Below are 23,009 nucleotides of genomic sequence, written 5' to 3' on the forward strand. Positions count from 1 at the left end.
GTTTCTCCTTGCTTTACGCGTCTACTTGACGACTAACTTTGTCTTCAACAGAGTCAGCGTTTTGCTCAAAGTGGTAACGACCTGTCTTCAGGCTGCTAGGACCTTTGCGAGCAAATTTCAGCATCAAGTACACTTCTGCAATCAGGAAGACGGTGTATAGCGCCAAGATTGCAAACAGTGACGTCCAGATTTCTCCAGCGGTGAGTGCAGATGCCGCCACATGTACAGGTAGAATTTCACCCACAGCCCATGGCTGACGACCGAATTCAGCAACAAACCAACCTGCTTCGATAGCAATCCAAGGCAGTGGAATACTCAGCAACGCGGCTTTTAGTACCCATGGTTTTTGCTCGATCTTCTGGCGACAAGTCTGGATGAATGCGGCACCGAATACGAATAGCATGATAAAGCCACACGCAACCATGATTCGGAACGACCAGAATAGTGGCCAAACTGTTGGGATAGAATCATCCGCCGCCGCTTGGATTTGATCTTCAGTCGCATCAACCACGTTTTCTGTGTAACGCTTCAGAAGAAGGCCGTAACCTAGGTCGCCTTTCACTTCATCAAAGGCAGCCATGTTTTCTTCTGACTTATCGCCTGCACGAAGCTTTTCAAGCAGTTCATAGGCGTACATACCAGTGCGAATACGTTCAACGTGTTCATCACGAAGGTCACGTAGACCTGTTACTTGCTCATCTAAAGAACGAGTCGCGATGATGCCCATAACGTAAGGAATCTTGATCGCGTAATCAGTATGCATGGTTTCCTGATTTGGCAGGCCAAACAGAGTGAAAGCGGCTGGCGCTGGTTCGGTGTGCCATTCAGCTTCTACTGCTGCCAGTTTTACTTTCTGCACTTCACCTAGTTCATAACCAGATTCGTCACCAAGCACGATTACAGACAGGATTGCCGCCATACCAAAAGAGGCTGCGATGGCGAATGAACGACGAGCGAAAGCGATGTCACGACCTTTTAATAGGTAGTAAGAACTGATGCCAAGAATAAACATCGCGCCTGTCGTATAGCCAGAAGCTACTGTGTGTACGAATTTCACCTGAGCAACCGGGTTAAGTACAACCTCAGCAAAGCTCACCATTTCCATTCGCATGGTTTCAAAATTGAATTCTGCTCCAACTGGGTTTTGCATCCAGCCGTTTGCAACCAAGATCCACAGTGCCGAGAAGTTAGAACCCAATGCGACTAACCAAGTTACAACTAAGTGTTGTCGTTTTGTCAGTCGGTCCCAGCCGAAGAAGAAAAGGCCAACGAAAGTGGACTCAAGGAAGAAGGCAACCAGAGCTTCGATGGCCAGTGGAGCCCCGAAGATATCCCCGACATAATGAGAATAGTAAGACCAGTTAGTACCAAACTGGAATTCCATGGTCAGGCCGGTGGCAACACCAAGTACGAAGTTAATACCGAAAAGCTTACCCCAGAACTTTGTCATGTCCTTGTAGATTTGCTTGTCCGTCATTACGTACAGAGATTCCATGATGGCGAGAAGGAAAGCCATACCCAGAGTCAATGGTACGAAGAGGAAGTGATACATCGCAGTGAGCGCAAACTGCAACCGCGACAGATCGACTACATCAATCATGTTTACTCCTATGTGTCGGCTGAAGACACTTTCTACATTCATGCAGCATAAGTAGGCGTTTAGCCAACTTAAATAATGTTGCTAAAGAACAGTATGTTGTTGCAAAAATGTACCGTAACGGTTAGTTAATTGTTAAGCATCAGCTAATATAGCTGGCGCTAATGCTACTCCTAAAAACTGTCTGTTTCAAAAGGTTTATCTTTGGACTTCGCTTTGATTTGTATCAAATTTTGTGCGGCATTTTTGTCTAAAAATCCATCACATTGATCCACATCAACAGTTTAAGCGAGCTTTTGTTAATTTGCGGTTATTTGGGAGGTAGACCAAGGTATTTATGCAAAACAAGCGCTTAACAACTCGTGCATTTTAGTTACCTAATTAGTAGTAACGAGATTTAATTATTGTGATCAATATCACTCATAGTAAAAGACCAGCTCATGATGAGCTGGTCCTGAAAACTTATTTTTCAATTCCGAAATGAAGGTATGCCCTATCGGTAGCAATACGCCCTCTTGGCGTTCGCTGCAGATAGCCTTGTTGTATCAGATACGGCTCCAAGACATCTTCAATGGTGTCCTTCTCTTCGCCAATGGCGGCTGCCATGTTATCCAGCCCAACAGGTCCACCACCGAACTTCTCCATAATGGCCAGCAGCAATTTGCGGTCCATGTAGTCGAAGCCCTGTGCGTCAACATCCAACATGTTAAGGGCCTTGTCTGCGATATCTGCACATATATGACCGTTACCTTTCACTTCAGCGTAATCTCGTACGCGGCGTAACAAGCGGTTGGCGATACGTGGCGTACCACGAGCACGTCTTGCGACTTCAAGCGCGCCTTCGCTCTCCATCGACAAGCCCAAACAATCAGCGCTACGCTGGACAATATGCTGAAGATCAGGAATTTTGTAGTATTCCAGGCGCTGGGTAATACCAAAACGGTCTCGAAGTGGTGACGTCAACGAGCCAGCTCGTGTAGTAGCACCGATTAAGGTAAAGGGTGGTAAATCGATCTTGATGGAACGTGCGGCAGGACCTTCACCAATCATGATATCGAGCTGGTAGTCTTCCATCGCTGGATACAACACCTCTTCAACCATCGGGCTCAAACGGTGGATTTCATCGATGAACAACACATCGTTTTCTTCTAGGTTGGTCAGAAGCGCGGCCAAGTCACCGGCTTTTTCCAGAACAGGACCAGATGTAGTGCGAATGTTTACGCCCATTTCATTGGCCACAATATTCGCCAATGTGGTTTTCCCCAAACCAGGAGGGCCAAATATCAGCAAATGATCTAACGCTTCTTCACGTAGGTTGGCGGCCTTGATGAAAATCTCCATCTGATCACGAACGTGATCTTGTCCTTGGTAATCCGCCAGTTTTTTCGGGCGAATTGCCCTGTCGATAACGTCTTCTTCTTTATAAACCGCATTTTCCGGCGCGATTAGACGATCCGCTTCTATCATTAACAGTTCCTAGTCGTCACTTAAACCATTGACTTTAGTGCTTCGCGGATTAGCTCTTCGCTGCTCATATCCGCGGTTTTGACCTGAGACACTACTTTAGAAGCTTGTGTCGGTTTATAGCCAAGTGCAAGTAATGCGCTAATTGCTTCTTCTTCGGCGTTAGCTTGATCAACTTGAGGCGCTGAATCGACTGGCGCTGCATCTGTATGCGGCGTGAACAAATCACCCGCCCCCCAACCTTTGAGACGGTCTTTCATCTCAACGACCAGACGTTCTGCAGTTTTCTTACCAACACCCGGTAATTTAACCAGTGTTGAAATGTCTTCACGTTCAACACATGAAACAAATTGGCTGGCTGTCATACCTGACAATATACCCAAGCCCAGTTTCGGGCCAACACCATTAGCTTTAATCACTTCGCGGAATAGAGCGCGTTCTTTAACGGTATTAAAGCCATAGAGTAGCTGAGCATCTTCGCGAACAACGAAATGCGTGTAGATGATTGCTTCCTCACCAATATTCGGCAATTCGTAAAAACAGCTCATCGGCATCTGAACTTCATAGCCAATACCGTTTACTTCAATCAACAATTCAGGGGGTTGCTTTTCAAGCAGAATGCCACGCAAACGTCCAATCACACTCAATACTCTTTGGAAATGAATTTGCGACAGGATAATAAAGAACTGGATAGACATCCAGTTCTTTATACAGTGTATCTAGATTTTTGAGACCACTAGATCAAGTTGGGATGTGAGAGTGCGAACTGTCTCGACCTGCCCGTTTAACTGCGCACCATTTTGTGCAACAAGCTCGGAAATGGTCTTGGTCTCCACCACACCATTGGCCACTTCACTGCTCGCTTCATCCAGTTCTTTGAGTGCCGACATTTGGTTAGTCATGATATTGGCTAAGCCGTTTACATCTTTCGAGATACCCGTCACTTGTTCGATGACTTCTTTCATTCGCGTCGCACTAGCATGGACCACATCTTGACCGTGCCGCACTTCCTGTTCGCTTCGGTCAAGCAAGTTACGAATCTCCACCGCAGACTCACTACTCTTAGCTGATAACTCACGTACCTGATCCGCCACCACAGCAAAACCTCTGCCCTGTTCACCTGCACGAGCGGCTTCAATCGCTGCATTCAGTGCCAGTAAATTGGTTTGTTCCGCAACCGAAGTGATCAAATCAGCGACTTTCATGATTTGCTCATGGCTGTCGATGATCTGGCTTATTGCACTGGTAGAAGCTTCAAGCAGTTCTGAACTTTTCTCCGCCTGTTTATGAACAGCGTCACTTCGTCCGCGCAACTCAGTGACAAAGTGGCTAGAATCTTCAAGCCCCTCGGTCATCTGATGGACTTGCTGGCTCATCTGTTCAGCTGCACTGGCCTGCGATTCACTATTGATGTTGAGCTGACTGACCTGGCTGTCGAGGGCTTCCGACTGAGACTCCAAAATTTGCGAGACTTCTTTCAATTGATGAGAATTCTGATTTGCCTGATCTAGTACACTCGATAAATGGCGCTCACCTTGCGTAGCTTTATCAGCTACCGCTTCACTTTTTTGTTTTGCGTACTCAGCTAGCTCAATCGCTTGGTCACGCTGTTTCGCCGTAAAAGCTTGAGCAATACAAATCACCACCAGCGGGAGAATGGTTCCTGACCATATTTCAATGCGCAATGCCGGTTCAGACAGAATCAATTGAGGAAAGCTAAAATCCGAGAGATGAAGATACGTCATGGCAGCCGATAACGAAATGACAATCGCACTCCAACAGATCGCCATGAAGCGGGTTCCCGAGAGGAAAAATGCAACAACCAGTAAAGGCACCCAATAGGTTTGAGTTGACTCGACGACGCCACCACTTTGATAAATGATGTTGAGCGCATGGACCGTCATGCCGACAAATCCAAGATTGAGCGCAAAACCGGGATGTTTAAACCACTTCAAACACGCCGCAGAAATCAGCTCTAATACAATAAGAAACACAGAAGTCAGCACTAAGCTGTCATGGCTGTGTTTACTCCATTTAATAAAGCTATAAAGGCCGACGAGGAAAGCAATAAAAGTGAATAGAGACAGGATATCAGCCTGTCGCTGTTGTGATTTTGTCCAATTGTGTTGGCTCGGCATACACGCACGACGCCAGAGAGTGGCTGGGTTCATTGTCAATCATCCTTGATTGAAAGTTGTAAGACCTCCGACCACTATAGATTTGCAACATTTTCATAACAAATCGCATTGTTAGATCTGTTTAGGACGTCTCAATTTTGAAATCACTATGCACAATCAACGGTAACGACCTCGTCGTGCACTGGTTGCTTTGCCAGCCAAAGCAACTAAGGTTTTATTGGTATTTGCATGACAGATAGCAACGCCTAGGGCATCAGCGGCATCCGCTTGAGGCTTAGCAGGCAACTTGAGCATTGACTGTACCATGTGCTGCACCTGCTCTTTATCTGCGCCCCCCGTTCCAACTACCGCTTGTTTAATTAAGCGCGCCGCATACTCATAGACAGGGAGATCGGCGTTGACGGCAGCTACGATCGCACTGCCGCGGGCTTGACCAAGCTTTAAGGCGGAGTCCGCATTGCGCGCCATAAACACTTGCTCAATAGCGAACACATCCGGTTGAAATTGGGTGATGATTTCTGTGACTCCGGCGTAAATTTGCTTCAGTCGACCGGGCAGCTCTTTTTCTGATGTTCGAATGCAACCACTGCCTAAATAGTGGAGGTGACGTCCGGTCTGGCGGATGACGCCGTATCCGGTGATGCGGGAACCTGGGTCAATGCCCAAGATGATTGACATAGTGCTTATAAAACCTATTCGTTTAGCCAGCGCGTATCTTAGCTTACCCCATGATCTTTAGCGAGGTTTCAGCGCGCGGTCACAATCGCTCTGCTTGATAATCCAGCATCCAAGGTGACTTCGATCACCGCAGTACGTTCATGACTGAGTTTTTCGCCGCTCCAGTAATCATACCAATACACTGGAAAGTCAGAGGTTAAAGTCACTTCTCGAGCAGGTTGCTGGAAGTTAAACAAACAGTGCAGATCATTCTGCTCCGTCATTTTCAAATAAGCATGGTGCAAGCTCAACGAAGTAAATCTAGCCGCGTTTTGGCTATGTTTTTGGCGGATAAACAGGCGGGAGAGTGTTTTCTGAGCGAAGGGCGTCAGTTCGGGCAACGGGTCACCAGATAACAACATGCCACCGCAGGCTAGCAGTGTGTCCCGATGAAACTCGTAATAACGACGCTCTGTGGCCTGATTCGGCAAAGAGACAAACGTGGCGCAGTCTGGATCAATCTGCCACAGTTTTCGATGCTGCCAGCTGCGATAAAACGTTTCTTTCGCGATTTGCTCAAAGCGCCGTTCATCTCGTTCCACATCGTCTGACACTCGCATCGCATCGACAAGTCCTAGCGATGGCCACATTGGAGCATTACAGCCAAGAATTAAGGCATCCCCCGCTCCTTCGGCAATGGCTTCCATACCCAATCGATACGCTTCGACACCAGTGATGCCGCTCTGATCTCGTCGCCCTTTTAGCGTTCCCCAATAATTCGCATCAAGCTTGAACAGCTCTATCCCCCACTCTTCTCGCATCGTTTTAACCACTTGGGTAAGATGCTCCTGCACATCTGGGTGAGACGTGTCCAAGATGTACCAAGGTGTGCAGCGCCAACCGGCATAAGTCACGTCTTCGGCTTTCAGTAGAGAGCCATCTTCATGAGTCACAAACCAATCTTGATGTTGCTTAAAAAGCTCCGATTCTGGCTGAGCAATAAAGGGGGCTAGCCAAATCGCGGGCTTCTTGCCCTGAAGTTTGATTTCTTTTATCAGCGCTTTTACGCCAGAGGGGAATTTGTCAGACGGCGTGAGCCAGTCTCCCATAAAAGCCTGATAACCGTCATCCAGCAGTACATATTCGAGCGATGCCAACTCATCCTTCATATGATTCAAATTATCGAGGACATGGCTCTGCGTAACGTCAGCATAGTAAGCGTACCAGGAGCACCAACCAATAGGCGCCGTCTTCTTCACGCCAGCTCTTGGCGGATGATGACGCGAAATCAATTGAGCATACTCAGAAAAGAGCGCTGACAACGACTCTCCCTGAAGTACCACGACAGACTCCAACTGATTAGATGCCCAATCCAGTGGGTAGGTATCTTCGCCATCAATGCAAATCTTCAACCAGTTGTGATTCTCTAACTCAACCACTTCAAAATAGCCGGCAAAACGATGGCAAGAGGTAAAACCAAACAAGCTGTAACCTAAGGAGTCTTCAACCACCAGATAATTGTAATAGCGCTTTGGTCCTGTTGAAGAATAGATACGATAACTTGAAGAGTTGTCCGGACAGCGTCCAATATCCACAGGGTTGTCGACAGTACCCGTAGTCTGAGCAAGCATCTGGAAACCATCACCTAGCAGAGTCGCATTATGTTCGAACTCAAACTCCGTAATCGCCAGAACATAGCGCCCACTGATACGATCATTATTCAAGCCTTGATAACTAAACGATATTTCATTGTGATGGAGCTCGGCTTGCAAATTGATGTCTCTGACCCGCAGAGTACGACCATTTTCCAAGCTGACTGAAAACGACATAAATGAGCCCCCCAGATCAATCAAATTTGCTGTGCCCTTAATCAAATTAGAGCACTAGGTTTTTTTATTGTCCAATCACTAACTTAGGTAATATTGGTCTGGGTCACGAATTGTTTTCATATCATTTGTGATGGTGATGAAGAATCACTTTTAGATGCCTGCCCGCACAAAGCGGTATTAGCATCCATTCACAGGTAGAGTTTTTGAGGGAAAGAATGAAAGAACCCTAGTAGGAGATGAATCTGGGGGTGTCTTAAAACGAAAAAGCCCTCCAACTCCGGAGGGCGAAAAGGCAGTGGATTATTGCGATAAGCGTCCTGCTTAAAAAAAGCCCACCTTTGTGGGCTTTAAGAGATATGAATAAACCCGATCGTTAAATTAGAATGCGTAAGCTAGTTTAACGAATGATTCGATGTCGCCTTCTTCTGCGCCAACACCTGTCGTTGAGTTAAAGCCTTCATCAGAAATGTGGTAAGCAATATCAACTAGTGCAGTCACGTTATCGGTAAACGCGTAAGAACCACCGAAGTTCACTGCTTCGCGAGTGTCTTCAATCGTTACGTAACCTGCTGCTAAGTATAGTGCATCAATGGTGTAACCTGCAGATGTGTTGTACATCTTAACTTTTTTGCCATCTGCAAATTCTTCTTCAGCAAAAGTAGCACCGATGCCAACAGAACCAAGCTTCACAGAACCGTTCACTAGGTATAGTTTGTCGGTAGTACCTTTATCTTCATCGTTATCTTCGTAACCAAAGTTAACCATGAAAGTGTCGTTTTCATAACCTAGGTAACCGTTGTAGCCTGGTTGACGCTCTTCTTCAGCAGAGCCGTCCGTATAGTTACGGTCACCATAGTAAGAGATACCGTATTTAACGCCTTCTTTATCGCCTTCAAATTTAACTACCTGACGTGCGTCAGATGCATCATTTGGTGACCATAGGAACTCGATAGTTTGGTCTGCTGCACCATCAACCGCGTCTAGAGCAGTGTCATTTGCATAGCCAGCAGAAACAACACCAGCACCAGTTTTGTAACCAACCCAAGTGTCAGTAATATTGAACTCTGAATCTGATGTACCGTAGTCATTTTCTACGTCAAACTCACCGCCAAACTTACCAACAATGTTACCGTTTTCGTAATCAGCGAAGATATCAAAACCCGTTACACCGCCGTTGTAGATTTCTTCTGATTTCAGAGAATCATCGTTGCTTACAACATAATCACTACCATTTTCTTTACGATCTGTTTGGTAGTAACCACCGACTGCGATTTCACCAGATACTGTGAATTGGTCGCCTGAAAGTGCTTCTGCTGCTACGGCTGAACCTGCAACAAGAGATAGGGCTGCTGCTAATGCTGTCTTTTTCATTTTCTATGTTCCTATAGATTTTTATTTATGAGCGTCAAATACCATCTGCTCGCTCTGGCTATAGAAACTATTGGCGCCAATCATTATTAACAAATAAATCAATAAAAAATAAACGTAGTCACCTAATTAAGATTCACGAAAAAGGTCAAGCTCCCTTAATTACTAATGACAAACAACTCAATACAAAGAGGAATTTCTATTCTGAGCGTAATAGCCGTAAGGCCACGCTCGAATACGCGAAAGCAAATACTCATTGTAAAATGAGCACAGAGATAACTCTGATGATAAAAATATTTTTGGCTTTCTCAACCTCAACTAAACTTAATTACTAAGAGGTTTGATGGAACAGACTGGTGTATAGATACCAAATTGGAAAATTGATTTTCCTTACTCTCAGCCTATGGAGTGGCCTAGGATGGGCTGCGCCATTACGACTCGCGCAAGACTTATGGCCTCCTTACGTCATGAACTCTGCACTTGGCAGCGGGATCGCCCATGATTTGGTGACAGAAGCGTTAGTCTCTGCTGGTTTTGAAATAGAATATTCTGTCAAACCCTGGTCTAGGGTGCTTAAAGAAACCATTAACGGCAAAAATGACGTCATCATCGCCATCTGGAAGACAGAACAACGCAACAAAGATTACTTGTTCACAGATGAATACATGTATAACCAGATGGCCTTTATTTCTCGCACCGACACCAATTTTGAATATACCTCAATGAACAGTTTGAAAGGCTTGCGTGTTGCGTTAATCAACAACTATGCCTACGGCGCCGGATTACGTGACTACAAAGAAATGATCCCAGCAGACTCGATAGACTTACCCAATAGCATCCGCTTGGTGCTTACCGATCGGGCAGATGTTCTCGTCACTGATGAAGCAGTGGGAAGATGGACAGTGAAAGAGATGCGAATCAAAAAGGACAGGCTTCATTTTAGCGAAGCCTACCTTGACTCAACCCCACTGCACGCCGCAGTGAGAAAAGATCATCCTCAAGCCGAGCAAATCGTGACAGCGCTCAACCTGTATTTTAAACATCACGCGGAGCAGAAACTTCATGATCTGCGAATAAAGTACGGCTTGACTGACTAGTACTTTCAGCTTAGAGGATTTTAAACCCGATTGATCGTAATGTCAGAAACGAAGCCATTGCCGAAACTAGACAACGACGAATGAATCATCTCAGCTACGTCCTCTGCTGCCACAAATCCGGCTGTGTTCAAATCCTTCCCGCTTGACGGCCAGAATTCTGTATCCATACCGCCAGGGTACACCGCAATCAACTTCATTGGTTTGCCTTTCAGTTCTAGGCGCACCGATTCCAATAAACCTCTAACTGCCCACTTGACCGCACAATAAGTCGATTCCTGAGCTTTTGGTTGTTGAGCGGCTGTCGACATCACCATAACTACATTAACGGGTTTATCTTGGTATCGCTTGACCGCTTCTTGCAGCACATTAATTGCCGATTTCAGGTTATTGTCGATTAACGCTTGAATCGCATCAGGTTCTTGCTGCTCAAGCAGACCAAAGTACCCTGAGCCCGCACAGTGAATTAAGGTAGTCGGCAGGCCCTGAAAACCATCAAACAAATCAGAGACCGAGCTGTGATTAGCCAGATCACATGTTTGGTAGCTTGATTGCTCCGATAGCTGCGCGTCGACTGCTGCAAGCTTCTCTCGACTGCGACCAGTTAACAAAACCGTCTGCCCATCCGCATCAAGCCGTTTTGCTAACGCCGCGCCCAATCCGCTGCTGCCACCTGTAATTACAATCATAATATTCCTTTCATGTTGGACCTAACCATGCTGAACCTAACAAAGCGTGCGAATATCGCTCAAGTGGTCTGCCAAGATTTTATCGCCGGCTATTGATGCCTTTTACCCATTACCGACGTATCATTGCTGATAGATTCTACTTGCCGTCAGGAATTATAAAAAGCATGAATAAACAGGAAGGGATGAAACGCCCAGTAGATATTGATAACTTGGCCGATCTTGCCCGAGCCTCTGACTACTCTTTGCTCAACACGCTTATCTGTGACCCAGATGCGACGCAAGATGGCGAAGATCACTTCCCAAGACAGGTGTTTTCAGGTCATTACGTGCCAGTCAAACCTACTCCCATTTCTGACCCTGTATTTGTCAGCCACAGTCGCCCTTTTTTTAAAGAGCTGGGCTTGCAAGACAGCCTTGCACTAAGCGAAGAATTCAAACAGCTATTTTCTGGTGATGTGAGTCAGGTACCAGCTCCCATGCGCAACCTAGGCTGGGCGACAGGCTACGCCTTGTCTATCTTTGGTAATGAATACACAGAACAGTGCCCATTTAGAACGGGCAATGGTTATGGTGATGGACGTGCTATCTCAGTCTTTGAAGGAGTACTCAACCACCAGCGCTGGGAAATGCAGTTAAAAGGCGGTGGTCCAACAGCATACTGCCGCGGTGCAGATGGCAGAGCGGTACTTCGTTCAAGTATCCGCGAATTCCTTGCACAAGAACATATGCATGCTCTTGGGGTTTCTTCATCACGATCTTTAAGCTTATTTGTATCCCAATCGGAAACGGTTGATCGCCCTTGGTATCGTGAAGGCTCTCGCTCTCAAGATCCTGATGTCATGGTCTCAAACCCTGTGGCGATCTCAACTCGCGTCGCGCCGTCTTTCTTGCGTGTTGGTCAACTTGAACTCTTCGGGCGCCGCGCTCGTTGTCAGGAACATCCCAACGCTGTAGTTGAATTGGAGATGATGGCTTTACACATGATTGAACGAGAGTATGACGATAAGATAGATGCTAACCTTCCTTTGGCTGACAAAGCACTCCGGTTAGCCGTTGAGTTTCGCGAACGGCTCACGACATTAATTACACACTGGCTACGCGTCGGCTACTGTCAGGGCAACTTTAACAGTGACAACTGTGCAGTAGGTGGATTCACCTTAGATTATGGTCCGTTCGGGTTTTGCGAACGTTTTGAACCCTATTTTCAACCTTGGACAGGTGGTGGTCGACACTTTGCCTTCTTTAACCAGCCATTGGCCGCCGAAAAGAACTTTGAATCTTTCTGCTCCGCGTTAGAAGTGTTATTGCAGTCTTCCCCAGAGCTCATCCAACAATTGGATGAGATTCGCGATGGCTTCTCTTCACTCATGCAAGACAAAATTACCCAGATGTGGGCAGACAAATTGGGTCTCGACACATTTGATGCTCCTCTATTTAACTCGCTACTCGCTCTGATGATGAAGACCCATGTCGATTACACGATGTTCTTCCGCGAACTCTGTGATATTCCAGAGGATGTCTCTGAAATTGCCAAGAGCTTTTACACTGAGCCTGATGAACTATTAGAAAATGAGTGGAGTGAGTGGTTAACATCATGGCGTAAGTCACTGAATGTTGAAAAAGGTATCGAGGTTATCTCTCGTAACATGAAGCAAGTAAACCCTAAATACACTTGGCGCGAGTGGCTTATTGTCCCTGCTTATGAGCAAGCTAGACTGGGAGATTTTTCGCTTATCCATGAGTTACAAGAGATATTATCTGACCCGTATGGTGAGCAATCTAAAGAGGTCGAAGAGAAATACTACAAGCTAAAACCGTTAGAGTATTTCGCAGCAGGCGGGGTCTCTCATTACAGCTGTTCTTCATAACCACTTTCAATAGTCACTGAACGAACGAAGTTTGCGCAAAACATACCCCAGTAAAAACAGGCAAACATAAAATTGAACAATAGCAGTTGCATACCAGTTGTATGCAACTGCATCATTTAATCAAACCATAGATTACGGGAACAGGTTGAGCTCAAAATCACTCGTCTCACTCCATTCAGACCAATTCATGTCAGCGCTGCGAACACGTACTTTCCAATACCATCTATCACCATGTTTAATATCGAATTGTGGTGCTTGGTTGCCCTGACCTGAGAACCTATCGTATGAACTGATATGAGTCACTTTCTCACGACGCACAGTGCCCGCCGTGACTTCATTCCCTTCCACTGAATCATTCTCACTCATATGCTGATGTTCTTCGGTGTATTTATGATTACTCCATTTGTAAGCTTCATCACCACCGATGTAGAACTTTTCAATAAAGTTAGCAAGCGCCAATTTTGTAAGATCCACACCTTCTTGGCTATCCACTAGATCGCCTTCGCGCCATGTTGGATCTACTTCGTCCCCAGGATCTTCACCCGGTTTAGGTTTGGGCATTACATTGTGTTTACGCGTATGGTTACCCCATAAGTCATAGACATCGTTCTCAAACTTATCGTCTTTAGACAGCTGCCATTGCACTTCATAAATCGAATCCGGATCACTATGGCTAATTTCAAGCATGATGTCCTTGGTATTCACTTCACCATTAGGAGAGATGATCTGTGGAGCGGGAAGCACCGTCTTACCCGGGTTCACTGTAACTTCGTCTGTCATTTCAAACCCATCCTGAAGTGAACCGTATCCACCCACTTTATTCGCCACCGTCGCAGAGTATCGCTTCATATTGACGCTCTCACTGCCGCCAGCGTTAAAGGTCAATATGTTGAAGCCAAATTCGCTTCTACTGATAGCAAAGGTATTGTAATCATGAACATCGTAGAGCATATGATTGTCATGAATTGGCTCACGATAACCTTGTGATGTTGATGCATTAACCCAAAGGTGATTGGTGTCCATCGATTGTCCACGCGAATAAGCATGCGTATGCCCAAAGAAATGCCCAGAAATATTCCCCGTATCTTTTGAGTATTTTTCTGTTTCCGCGACTAACTCACAAGAGCCCAAGCTCTCACCGGTGATCCATAGCTCAGACAAACATGGGTGGTGGAACATGGAAAATACATACTTTATGTTTTCGTTGTTTTTCGTCGAATTCAGTTTCTCGCTCAACCACTGACGTTGGGTCGCCATTACATCCTTTTGAAAATTTGAGTGATCGTGCGAGATTGGAAAACTGTCTAAGCCGATAATACGTAAACGCCCCAAGTCCATCGAATACCAAGTCTCTTCGTATCCTTCTACTTCATTTGTCGGTTTTTCAAAGAAGTGTTTGTATATACTTAAATTTGAGCCGTCATAATAGTCGTGATTACCTGGAACCGTAATTAATGGGACATAAGGAGTAATATTCTTCATTTGTTCAAAAAGTTCATAGCGCCACTGCGCCATAACATTACCAGTAGAGACAATATCCCCTGCAATAGTTATTGCTGATATTTTTTCAGCACATGTTGCTTCATTATCCTCACATGCATAAGGAATAATACCTTTATTAACCACATCGGCGAGTACACCTATCGTATCACCATTTTGGGTATCTCCTATTGCCACAATATTCAACTCTGTATTATCCCCCTGATTAGGGAGAGTTTTAAATGCGTACGTAGGAGACTTGGATTCTATTTTTTCTTCATCTTGAGGGTTAAGCGCAACGATAAAGTATTCATACATTGTTGATGGTTTTAGCCCTTCGAGCACAGCTGTTCGAGTATCGGAAATAGACTCATCAATCAACTCGGCATCTACCACGATGAAACCATTAGAACTACCCTTAGGCCTAGCCCAAACTTGAGTATGCTTATCGACGGTCTCGAAACGTACTGTCATGCTGTCACTACTAGGCATTTGTAGATACGGATGAATGATGAAGTTGACCTGCTCCCTAGTATTCAAAGAGACTACGTTGTCTTCCTCCTGACAGCCAATCAGGGTCAGCACTAAAGATAAAACTATTATTTGTTTTTTCAAAAGTTACTCTCTACTAAAAATTTAAAGAGCGACAAATATTGGTCAATTTTGATTTTAAATTGATGACATTAAATTTAACTCTTTTATTAAAAAATATTTCAGAAAGAAAAAATATTAATATGATTTTATTAGATAAATACAAGAAAAACATATCTAGTAAAATTAAGAATAAAAGAATTTACAAAATAGAAATGAGTTTATATATATGGTAGCTAGGGATAAATTAATACTATTTAAAATATCTATTGGTCGAGTTAGTTCGACGTATTTTACTCAATTAAAATTTCAGAATAAAAATGAGCCTGCTAAGTATTAATCAACACATAACAGGCTCATATTCAATACAATTAAGCGACTTCGATTGGGCCACCAAATGAGGTTACTGGTGGAACCTTACCAGTGAACTTCTCGAAATCAACGATACAGGTGTTGGCAGAGGTTGCCTGAGCAAGCTCTGAAGAACCAATATCCATTGTTAGCGTATTCGGGTCGCCGTAAGTACAGATCGCACCTTCTTTTTCGTTCAGAGGACCATACCATGCGCCCTCTTCGATACGGATAACGCCACGAGCATAGCTATCCATAAGCACAGCCCCTGCCAGCAATTGACCACGGTCGTTAAACACGCGAACCAAGTCACCGTCTTTGATACCTTTCTCTTTGGCATCCTGAGGGTTGATGTAAACCGGCTCACGACCTTGCACCGCGTAGGTAGCACGGAACTCTTCCGACTCACACATCTGCGAGTGTAGGCGTTTATCAGGGTGACACGATTGCAGCCAGAATGGGAACTTGTCTGAACCCGGTCCACCATGTGAGCGTTCTGTCTTTTCAAACCACATTGGGTGTTCCTGACAATGCTCATAGCCATAACGACCAATCTTACGGGAGGTAATCTCAATAAAGCCAGAAGGAGTACCAAGTGCGTTAATTTCTGGATCTTCACGGAAATCAGCGTGTCGAACCCAAGGTTTACCTTCGCCGAAATCAAGAACGCTCTGTTCCCAGAAATCGTCGAACGATGGCATGTCGAACTTACCTTTGTTTGCCTCACGGCAGTCATCATACAATGAGCGAACCCACTGCATTTCATCCATACCACGCGTGTACTCGTTATGGCGACCAAATCGACGGCTGAGCTCGGTGAAGATCTCGAAGTCTGTCTTAGATTGGAACAATGGATCCACTAGACGGTGCATCGCAATCAAACCTTTACCTGAATATGAGCCGTAGACGTCGATGTCATTACGTTCAAACTGGGTACAAGCTGGTAGAACGATATCAGAGAATCGACACGTTGCAGTCCAAGCGAACTCTACAGTCACCACGGTCTGAAGCTGCTTGAAGGCCTTCTTCATACGGTTGCGATCTTGGTGGTGATGCCATGGGTTGTTACCTGAAATCACCATCATTTTGTAACCCGGTAACTTCACTTTACTGCCGTTGTAGCGAATTTCTTTACCCGGTTCCAACAGACAGTCAATCCAACGGGCAACAGGAATGGTTTTGCTGTAACCATTGTAGTCATTGTTGTCCCATTTAGGCTTCATACCTTGATCAAGGTTACGTGGGAAACCACCCGGTGCAGCGAAGCCAGTTGAAGGTACGCCAATACCAGAATAGTGGTGACCATAAGAAATACCGCCACCCGGAAGACCAATTTGACCGACCATCGCCGCAACTACTGCCGCCGCCCAATAAGGCTGCTCACCGTGCTCCTGACGCTGAATACACCATCCCATCAGGATCTGTGTGCGACCATTAACCAGCATGCGCGCAAATTCACGGATCTTGTCAGCGCTTACGCCACAGATCTCAGCCGCCCATTCAGGTGTTTTTTCAAGTTTGTCTTTCGTCTCACCTTGAACGTACTTAATAAACTCGTCGAAACCAAGGCAGTAGGTATCAATGAACTTCTGATCGTGAAGTTTTTCGTTGTACAACACATGAGCGACCGCCAACATAAACGCAACGTCAGTCATTGGGTTAATGTACAAGTGATCATTTTGTAGGAAACGCTGAGTTTTGTTCTTCACTGGGTCAACAGAAAGTACGTTGATTTCGCCTTTAGCGACTTTCTCTTTCAGTTGCTCCAAGTAAGGGAATGACTGGTGAGTTTCACAGTTCCAACCAACCTGAAGGTTCTTCACCGGATCATTAGCCCATAGGATGATGTTGTCTGAGTTTTCCAGAATCTCAGACCACGATGTACCTTGTGCGTAAACTTCAGTCGAGCCCAAAACGTAAGGCAGAATCGTCTGACCTGCACCTGTTGAGTAGTCGCCAACTTTAGTAATGAAGTTACCATGCATACCTACCGCACGTTGCATGTGGCTGGTACAGCTATGGAATTGACCTGTCTGACGCCAACCCGTTTGGCCTGCGTGCAATGCCCAAGGTCCATAGTCTTTCTGAATGCGCTCTAACTCACGGTAGAACAGATCCAAAGCTTCATCCCAAGTGACACGAATAAAACGGTTGTCGCCGCGAGTTTCGGCGCTGTACTTGTGCTTTTTCAACCAATCTAGGCGCACCATTGGGTAGCGGACACGAGACGGGTTATAAATAACACCTTTGATACCGTTGATCATATCAGTTGGGTTGGTATCGGTTTCTAGCGGCTTGATCTCTTGAACTTTACCCGCGTAGATATGGGCACGGAATGCGCCCCAGTGAGAACCGGAGACTTTCCAAGTTCCTGTTGTTTCAGCTGCGCTTGCAGAAGCAGATGCCAATAAGCTTGGACCGATTACTGACGCTGCACTGGTCGTTGCTACACCTTTAAGAAAACTTCTTCGTGTAATAGCCATTTCAATTACTCCATCCGACGCTTATTAGTGATGACCTTCAGCAAAATCTGAAGAGTGCTTCTGTAGGTACTTCAATACTAGGGCTTCGCTATCTGTGTCGAAGTTAACAAACGCCAACATACCATTGAACATACCAGGCCAAGTGTTCGCATCGAAGTGCGCTTCATCAGGCTGAGTGTGACAAACTGAACAGTTGGTCTTATACGCTTCGCTCGCTTTTTCCCAGATTGGAGTGACGTCGTTTAGCATTGCTTCTTTTTTCATCCAAACGGTTGCTGCCACTTTCTCCCATGGGAGACCAGTTAGCTCATCGACTTTTTTCTCGCCTTTTGTAACCACATCATCACTGGTTGCCGCTTCTTTAAGTAGTGAACCAACTGCGATGTTCATACCAAAGTCTTCCTGAATAACTCGGCCAAAGCCTTTTGCTTTGCGCCAGCCATCAATCTCAACTTTCATCATTTCACCCTTGTCTTCTAAAACAGTAACTGTCGATGCTGGGTTAAGCAGGCCCGCTTCTTCAGCACCCGTTTCATCAAAGTAGACAGGTAAATGGCGAACGCTCACCAAGGCGTTACCCACCGAGTAATCTGTGCTGGAAGTCAGCTGCTCCAGTTCACCAACAATCCCACCAATACTGTCCATACCAGCTGGAAGCTTGTGGGCAATACCTTTATGACAGTCAACACAACTCTGATCTTTTTCCGCCGCTTGCTTCATTTGGATGCGAGCCGTTGGGGACATTTGTTCGAAGTCCATTGACTCATAGTTGTGGCAGTTTTTGCACTCCAAGGATTTGTTTGCAGAGAAACGATCCCATTCGTGTTTAGCGAGTTCGATACGACGCTCTTCAAATACACCTGGTTCGTCGTAGTTACCAAACACTTGGGCGAATACTTCTTTAGAGGCTTGCATCTTACGAGCAATTTTATCAGTCCAGTTATGAGGAACGTGACAGTCAGGACAAGTAGCGCGAACACCAGAATGGTTTTTCCAGTGAACAGTTTCCTGAAGTTCAACGTATACGTTGTCACGCATGGTATGACAGCTGATACAGAATTCTTCGGTGTTCGTTGCTTCTAGTGCTGTGTTGAAACCACCCCAGAAGATGACACCTGCGATAAAACCGCCCATAGTCAGCACGCCAAGGCTGATATGCACTGCTGGGCGCGTCATGGTACGCCACAGTTTAACGATAAATGATTTCATGGTTTGCTCTCTTAAAATCTTTTCAAAAATGTGGAAATGAGCTCACTGGCTTACATGCCATGGGCGCCAGGTGGTCCAAAGAAGAATACTTGTAGCATCCAAACAATGAATCCGTAGCCGCCTACGAAAGCCACACTTAGAACCGGGAAGAGAACAACCGCGATGAAGAGAAAAGACTTCCACTCCAGCGAGCGTTTTTCACCACTCTCAATTTTGTTAACATCACTCATACATTTGCCTATTTTGTATTTAGTGTTATTGGATAGCTCTTGTAACCGAGCTAACGTTTCTTACAATCTCTAGATAAAAATGTTAGACCATACTAATCGTAGGGTTCAATTAAATCCGCCCCACCACACCTTGTTATTCAACACTTTTTTGAGCTCATCCAGAGATGTGTTTGATTAATAATTCATATATCAACATGCATAATTTTATGAAGATTTATTAACAGAAAAACATTGTTAAAAAAACAACCAACAAACAACAAATAAGTAACATTTTGCGTGTGTTTTTAAGGATGTAGCACGTTATCTACCCCAAAAAAGAACACCTAAATGTTAATAAGTTGTATCGTGAAATGTACAAAATTCAGGCAGCTTAACTATGTGAAGTCGAATGTACTAGAACTGAATCGGGCACTTTTTCGTGGAATTCGACCCTTACTAAAGTTTTTAGGTATACAATGCGCATTGAAATTTTAGGGGAGAAATCATGAGCGGCGTTGTAGATATTTCTTGGCCACTGCTGGCATTATTTTTTTGTACTCTGACGATCCCAGTACTCATCAGTCGCTATTACCGGCTTAATATCGAAAGAGAAGCGCTCATTAGCGTCGCTAGAATGACCATACAGCTATTGTTGGTCGGTATTTACCTTCAGTACTTGTTCACTATAAACAGCCTTCTTGTAAACGTTTTGTGGTTGCTGGTCATGACTTTAATTGGTGCGAGCTCCATCATCAGCAAGGCTAAGCTGCCTAGGAAGCCTTTAATGTACCCTGTTACCGCTGGTTTACTCGTCGGCCTTTTACCCATTCTGATACTCATCTGTGTCGTGATCGTTCAGCCACAACCGCTCTTTAATGCACAGTATCTGATCCCCTTGGCGGGAATGCTTCTGGGAAATTCACTGAGCGGTAATATCGTCGCATTACAGAATATGTTTACCTCAATCGATACTCGTCGCAGTGAATATGAGGCTGCGCTTGCCTTAGGCGCTTCTCCTCAGTTCGCCACATTACCCTTTGTAAGAGAGTCGATTAAAAAGTCCCTAGCTCCCACTTTGGCCTCAATGACCACTAGCGGTCTAGTTACATTGCCAGGAATGATGACAGGCCAGATTTTAGGAGGAGCAAGCCCACTTATCGCGATCAAGTATCAGTTAATGATCATGGTCGCGATCTTTGTCATGCTGTCTGTCTCCATCAGTTTGACCCTCAGCTTATCTGTTCGAAGCTGCATTAATAAAGAAGGAAGAGTCTTAGTGGATCTTAATAACACACCGTCATGACAATAAGGATCTACGAGTAGAAAAGATCTTATCCACAGAATCTGTGGATAACCATGTCATACTACTCAGGATAACTTCGATTCTTCCTCTCAAACGTATTCTAGTCAGTAAAAATTGTTAGTATTCATATGCATATGAATTAGCTCAAACGACGTCATAAAACCGTCAAATCCCGAGATTATGCTTTAGACAATTGATCTTGTGAGGTTAAAAACATGCAACTTGACGCTTTCTATCGCCCTAACGACGTAGCCCAACTGGAAAACGAAGATAGTCGTGACTGGTTAGTCTCTCTACCAGAAGAAATATTGGAAATGGATGACATCATTGAAGAGCCGTGGGGGCAACTTCATTGAGATCCGCAAGATCAAAAAAGGCTCGTTCTTCAACGAGCCTTTATTCATTCAATTCGGGTTAGTCTCTTAGATAAATCATCCAATACCACATCCCAACAAAGACACCACCACCAATGATGTTACCGAGAGTCACAGGTATAAGGTTGTTGGTGATAAAGTTGAGCAAATTCAAATCCGCGTAATCAGCAATATTCGCTCCCGTCATCTGCCAAAACTCAGCAGGTGCAAAAAACTTGATACCAATAGCCATCGGCACCTGAAACATATTTGCGATGCAATGCTCAAAACCAGCAGAGACGAACATCGCCACAGGTAAAATCATCACAGCAATTTTATCTGTCAGTGTACGCCCACTAAATGTCATCCAAACCGCGATGCAGACTAAAACATTACACATAATGCCCAGCGCGACCGCAGAAACAAAACTGTGATGCAGTTTATGCTGAGAGATAGCCATAGCGTTGAGGCCAACTTGGCCGCCATCGAACATATACTGCTTGGTTAGCAACATACACACCACTAGCAATAACGCACCGATGAGGTTTCCACTGTACACAACAGCCCAGTTTTTCATCAGCATTTTCCACGTAATCTTACCACTCGCACGGGCAACCAAGGTGAGAACTGAACTGGTAAACAACTCGCCACCGGTAACGACAACGAGTATCAAACCTAAACTGAATGCTAATCCACCTAACAAGCGAGTAAGGCCCCAAGGTAAGTCCCCGGCCCCAGTCGTGACTATTGTGTAGAAGACAAACGCAATACCGATATGAATACCAGCCGAAATGGCCAGAAGAAACGACTTCATCGGGTCTTTCGTCACTTTACCTACACCGATTTCAGCGGCACGTTCCGCCATCTGTGGCGGCAATAGAGAATCAAACTGATTTAAGTTCATCATGGTAAAACATTTAAGTTAATGTGGATTTGTGGGCGCGGATAATTACTCTTATTGTGCTCAATTTCAAGCCTTAATTCCCTGCGCGTAACGAAGTGGCTTTAAAACAATAAAAACTTCGAGTGTTTGTCAGGTTTAGAATAATAAAATAAGATAAAATAAGAACCTTTAAAATGTGTAATATTACTTCAAATCAATTAGTTAGTTATGATTTAAAATCGGTAATATTTACGTCAAAGGCATTTAGTCAATTTCTTCATATCAACCTTCACCGTTATGAAGTTTAAGCATTAAGAAAAACACCTTAAACACAGTTAAACAGTTGGTCAATAACTAATCGAATCAACGTCTATTTTTATGCAAATTAAGGGGTAGATAACATTTCTCTTTGCCCATAATTGATGAATACCAATACGAGGATTATGGTTGTTTTAATACTTTCTCTAAGGAATTCATTATGAAATATACCGCTGATAAGATCGCCGAGTTAAACCTGTTACTTCAATTCGACATTAGCAGCGCCGCTACTGGCATTAAAGTTCATCATGATGCATCAGAAGATATGCAATCGGCGGTTCAACGACTATTTGATAAAGGCCTATGTACTCTCCCTGACGGCGGTTACCTCACTGACGAGGGCATCGAAATTGCCGAACATGCAGACAAAATTTTACGCGTTTTATCTAGTTAGATTTATCTATCGTAGGAACACTGCTTAAGGCGTTCTTGTTGTCAGTCGGTTTCTTTAACCGACTGACGATTGAGTCTATATCTATTTTTTCCAATCCTTGATTAAATATTTCTCTTATCGCTTTACCTTCCGGCTGATTTTTAAACGCCATATAAAGCTGCTTATTCTCAAGCAACCTAGCATTCATTCTCAAACGTTTCCTCAACAGCCCCTCTCGCACATCAACACTGATAAGATATTCTAGGACATTTGGGTCAATCACGGCCGCATCCAGTCTTCCTTTGGCTACTTTATGAATGTTTCTGGTGTCATTAGCTGATGCCTCCACTTGTAGGTGGCCTTCTGCCACCATTTGGTCAAACTCTTTGGTATTGATATAACCTTGTACAACACCAATGCGAAGGAATCTGAGATCAGAGAGACTTTGCCACTTAATCGGAAAGCGGGTATTTTCGACAAAACCCAATGGGCCACTGCCTATAGAGTCAGAGAAAACAAAATCAGAGGTTTCAAAAAAGTACTCGGGGAAATAGCCCATGTACCTGTCAGATTTAGTGGCTAATGCCACAGCTCTGACCCAAGGTTGAAAGTCTACCACCAGCTCGTATCCCATTGCGGCAAAAGCTTCGCGAGCAACGGCAACAGAGTAACCATTTTCAGGCAAGTCTGCGCCTGAATAAGGTGGCCACTCTAGAGATGTCATATAAACTTTTTGTTCGGCCGCTACACTTG

At 44.8% G+C, this 23,009-nt stretch carries 19 protein-coding genes; 5 read left to right on the forward strand and 14 right to left on the reverse strand.

Annotation, left to right across the window (positions count from 1 at the left end; genetic code table 11):
• Nucleotides 1-13: 13 nt before the first annotated feature.
• The 7 genes from cydA to FIU99_RS10910 form a co-directional block, all read right to left on the reverse strand.
• Nucleotides 14-1,600, reverse strand: coding sequence for a cytochrome ubiquinol oxidase subunit I (gene cydA, locus FIU99_RS10880; protein ID WP_006962849.1), 1,587 nt, complete (start codon nucleotides 1,598-1,600; stop codon nucleotides 14-16).
• Between the two features lie 459 nt (nucleotides 1,601-2,059).
• Nucleotides 2,060-3,064, reverse strand: a complete 1,005-nt coding sequence (ruvB, locus tag FIU99_RS10885) for a Holliday junction branch migration DNA helicase RuvB (RefSeq protein ID WP_006962850.1) — start codon at nucleotides 3,062-3,064, stop codon at nucleotides 2,060-2,062.
• Between the two features lie 20 nt (nucleotides 3,065-3,084).
• A complete protein-coding gene (gene ruvA, locus FIU99_RS10890; protein WP_029236098.1) occupies nucleotides 3,085-3,702 on the reverse strand; it encodes a Holliday junction branch migration protein RuvA in 618 nt (205 codons plus the stop codon).
• Nucleotides 3,703-3,780: 78 nt separating this feature from the next.
• The gene (locus tag FIU99_RS10895) at nucleotides 3,781-5,232 is read right to left on the reverse strand and encodes a methyl-accepting chemotaxis protein (protein WP_006962852.1); all 1,452 of its coding nucleotides are present in this window, start codon (nucleotides 5,230-5,232) and stop codon (nucleotides 3,781-3,783) included.
• A gap of 123 nt (nucleotides 5,233-5,355) precedes the next feature.
• Nucleotides 5,356-5,877, reverse strand: coding sequence for a crossover junction endodeoxyribonuclease RuvC (gene ruvC, locus FIU99_RS10900; RefSeq protein WP_006962853.1), 522 nt, complete (start codon nucleotides 5,875-5,877; stop codon nucleotides 5,356-5,358).
• 68 nt (nucleotides 5,878-5,945) lie between these two features.
• On the reverse strand, nucleotides 5,946-7,685 hold the full coding sequence (locus FIU99_RS10905) for a glycoside hydrolase family 36 protein (RefSeq protein ID WP_006962854.1): 1,740 nt from the start codon (nucleotides 7,683-7,685) through the stop codon (nucleotides 5,946-5,948).
• Nucleotides 7,686-8,063: 378 nt separating this feature from the next.
• Nucleotides 8,064-9,056, reverse strand: coding sequence for a porin (locus FIU99_RS10910; RefSeq protein ID WP_006962855.1), 993 nt, complete (start codon nucleotides 9,054-9,056; stop codon nucleotides 8,064-8,066).
• Nucleotides 9,057-9,409: 353 nt separating this feature from the next.
• Between FIU99_RS10910 and FIU99_RS10915 the strand changes: the two genes are divergently transcribed.
• Complete coding sequence (locus FIU99_RS10915; RefSeq protein WP_006962856.1) at nucleotides 9,410-10,150, forward strand: ABC transporter substrate-binding protein; 741 nt, start codon at nucleotides 9,410-9,412, stop codon at nucleotides 10,148-10,150.
• Between the two features lie 20 nt (nucleotides 10,151-10,170).
• Here FIU99_RS10915 and FIU99_RS10920 read toward each other — a convergent pair whose 3' ends face one another.
• Complete coding sequence (locus tag FIU99_RS10920; protein WP_152472276.1) at nucleotides 10,171-10,836, reverse strand: SDR family NAD(P)-dependent oxidoreductase; 666 nt, start codon at nucleotides 10,834-10,836, stop codon at nucleotides 10,171-10,173.
• A 164-nt stretch (nucleotides 10,837-11,000) separates the two neighbouring features.
• Here FIU99_RS10920 and FIU99_RS10925 point away from each other — a divergent pair, with 164 nt between their 5' ends.
• A complete protein-coding gene (locus FIU99_RS10925; RefSeq protein ID WP_006962858.1) occupies nucleotides 11,001-12,704 on the forward strand; it encodes a protein adenylyltransferase SelO family protein in 1,704 nt (567 codons plus the stop codon).
• 132 nt (nucleotides 12,705-12,836) lie between these two features.
• On the opposite strand, the gene FIU99_RS10930 is transcribed toward FIU99_RS10925, so the two are convergent.
• The 4 genes from FIU99_RS10930 to torE form a co-directional block, all read right to left on the reverse strand.
• Nucleotides 12,837-14,798, reverse strand: coding sequence for a metallophosphoesterase (locus FIU99_RS10930; RefSeq protein ID WP_006962861.1), 1,962 nt, complete (start codon nucleotides 14,796-14,798; stop codon nucleotides 12,837-12,839).
• A gap of 347 nt (nucleotides 14,799-15,145) precedes the next feature.
• Nucleotides 15,146-17,608, reverse strand: a complete 2,463-nt coding sequence (gene torA, locus FIU99_RS10935) for a trimethylamine-N-oxide reductase TorA (protein ID WP_006962863.1) — start codon at nucleotides 17,606-17,608, stop codon at nucleotides 15,146-15,148.
• 24 nt (nucleotides 17,609-17,632) lie between these two features.
• Nucleotides 17,633-18,817, reverse strand: a complete 1,185-nt coding sequence (gene torC / locus FIU99_RS10940) for a pentaheme c-type cytochrome TorC (protein WP_006962865.1) — start codon at nucleotides 18,815-18,817, stop codon at nucleotides 17,633-17,635.
• A gap of 50 nt (nucleotides 18,818-18,867) precedes the next feature.
• Nucleotides 18,868-19,047 (reverse strand): trimethylamine N-oxide reductase system protein TorE, encoded by a 180-nt coding sequence (gene torE, locus FIU99_RS10945; protein WP_006962866.1) that lies wholly within the window; start codon nucleotides 19,045-19,047, stop codon nucleotides 18,868-18,870.
• A gap of 484 nt (nucleotides 19,048-19,531) precedes the next feature.
• Between torE and FIU99_RS10950 the strand changes: the two genes are divergently transcribed.
• On the forward strand, nucleotides 19,532-20,329 hold the full coding sequence (locus FIU99_RS10950; protein ID WP_006962868.1) for an ABC transporter permease: 798 nt from the start codon (nucleotides 19,532-19,534) through the stop codon (nucleotides 20,327-20,329).
• A gap of 215 nt (nucleotides 20,330-20,544) precedes the next feature.
• On the forward strand, nucleotides 20,545-20,685 hold the full coding sequence (locus FIU99_RS27355) for a hypothetical protein (RefSeq protein ID WP_006962870.1): 141 nt from the start codon (nucleotides 20,545-20,547) through the stop codon (nucleotides 20,683-20,685).
• A gap of 58 nt (nucleotides 20,686-20,743) precedes the next feature.
• Here the strand turns inward: FIU99_RS27355 and focA are convergent, their stop codons facing one another.
• Nucleotides 20,744-21,586, reverse strand: a complete 843-nt coding sequence (gene focA / locus FIU99_RS10955) for a formate transporter FocA (protein WP_029236100.1) — start codon at nucleotides 21,584-21,586, stop codon at nucleotides 20,744-20,746.
• 457 nt (nucleotides 21,587-22,043) lie between these two features.
• Between focA and FIU99_RS10960 the strand changes: the two genes are divergently transcribed.
• A complete protein-coding gene (locus FIU99_RS10960; RefSeq protein ID WP_006962874.1) occupies nucleotides 22,044-22,277 on the forward strand; it encodes a TIGR02647 family protein in 234 nt (77 codons plus the stop codon).
• On the opposite strand, the gene FIU99_RS10965 is transcribed toward FIU99_RS10960, so the two are convergent.
• Nucleotides 22,270-22,980, reverse strand: coding sequence for an ABC transporter substrate-binding protein (locus tag FIU99_RS10965; protein WP_235202552.1), 711 nt, complete (start codon nucleotides 22,978-22,980; stop codon nucleotides 22,270-22,272). The genes FIU99_RS10960 and FIU99_RS10965 overlap by 8 nt on opposite strands.
• Nucleotides 22,981-23,009 lie beyond the last annotated feature (29 nt).

Source organism: Vibrio sp. THAF64 (assembly GCF_009363455.1).
Classification (GTDB): Bacteria; Pseudomonadota; Gammaproteobacteria; order Enterobacterales; family Vibrionaceae; genus Vibrio; species Vibrio coralliilyticus.

Coding starts and splice junctions, on each gene's coding strand:
- cydA (WP_006962849.1), bottom strand. CDS start 1,600: ATGATTGATGTAGTCGATCTGTCGCGGTTGCAGTTTGCGCTCACTGCG.
- ruvB (WP_006962850.1), bottom strand. CDS start 3,064: ATGATAGAAGCGGATCGTCTAATCGCGCCGGAAAATGCGGTTTATAAA.
- FIU99_RS10895 (WP_006962852.1), bottom strand. CDS start 5,232: ATGAACCCAGCCACTCTCTGGCGTCGTGCGTGTATGCCGAGCCAACAC.
- ruvC (WP_006962853.1), bottom strand. CDS start 5,877: ATGTCAATCATCTTGGGCATTGACCCAGGTTCCCGCATCACCGGATAC.
- FIU99_RS10905 (WP_006962854.1), bottom strand. CDS start 7,685: ATGTCGTTTTCAGTCAGCTTGGAAAATGGTCGTACTCTGCGGGTCAGA.
- FIU99_RS10910 (WP_006962855.1), bottom strand. CDS start 9,056: ATGAAAAAGACAGCATTAGCAGCAGCCCTATCTCTTGTTGCAGGTTCA.
- FIU99_RS10920 (WP_152472276.1), bottom strand. CDS start 10,836: ATGATTGTAATTACAGGTGGCAGCAGCGGATTGGGCGCGGCGTTAGCA.
- FIU99_RS10925 (WP_006962858.1), top strand. CDS start 11,001: ATGAATAAACAGGAAGGGATGAAACGCCCAGTAGATATTGATAACTTG.
- torA (WP_006962863.1), bottom strand. CDS start 17,608: ATGGCTATTACACGAAGAAGTTTTCTTAAAGGTGTAGCAACGACCAGT.
- torC (WP_006962865.1), bottom strand. CDS start 18,817: ATGAAATCATTTATCGTTAAACTGTGGCGTACCATGACGCGCCCAGCA.
- torE (WP_006962866.1), bottom strand. CDS start 19,047: ATGAGTGATGTTAACAAAATTGAGAGTGGTGAAAAACGCTCGCTGGAG.
- FIU99_RS10950 (WP_006962868.1), top strand. CDS start 19,532: ATGAGCGGCGTTGTAGATATTTCTTGGCCACTGCTGGCATTATTTTTT.
- FIU99_RS27355 (WP_006962870.1), top strand. CDS start 20,545: ATGCAACTTGACGCTTTCTATCGCCCTAACGACGTAGCCCAACTGGAA.
- focA (WP_029236100.1), bottom strand. CDS start 21,586: ATGAACTTAAATCAGTTTGATTCTCTATTGCCGCCACAGATGGCGGAA.
- FIU99_RS10960 (WP_006962874.1), top strand. CDS start 22,044: ATGAAATATACCGCTGATAAGATCGCCGAGTTAAACCTGTTACTTCAA.
- FIU99_RS10965 (WP_235202552.1), bottom strand. CDS start 22,980: ATGACATCTCTAGAGTGGCCACCTTATTCAGGCGCAGACTTGCCTGAA.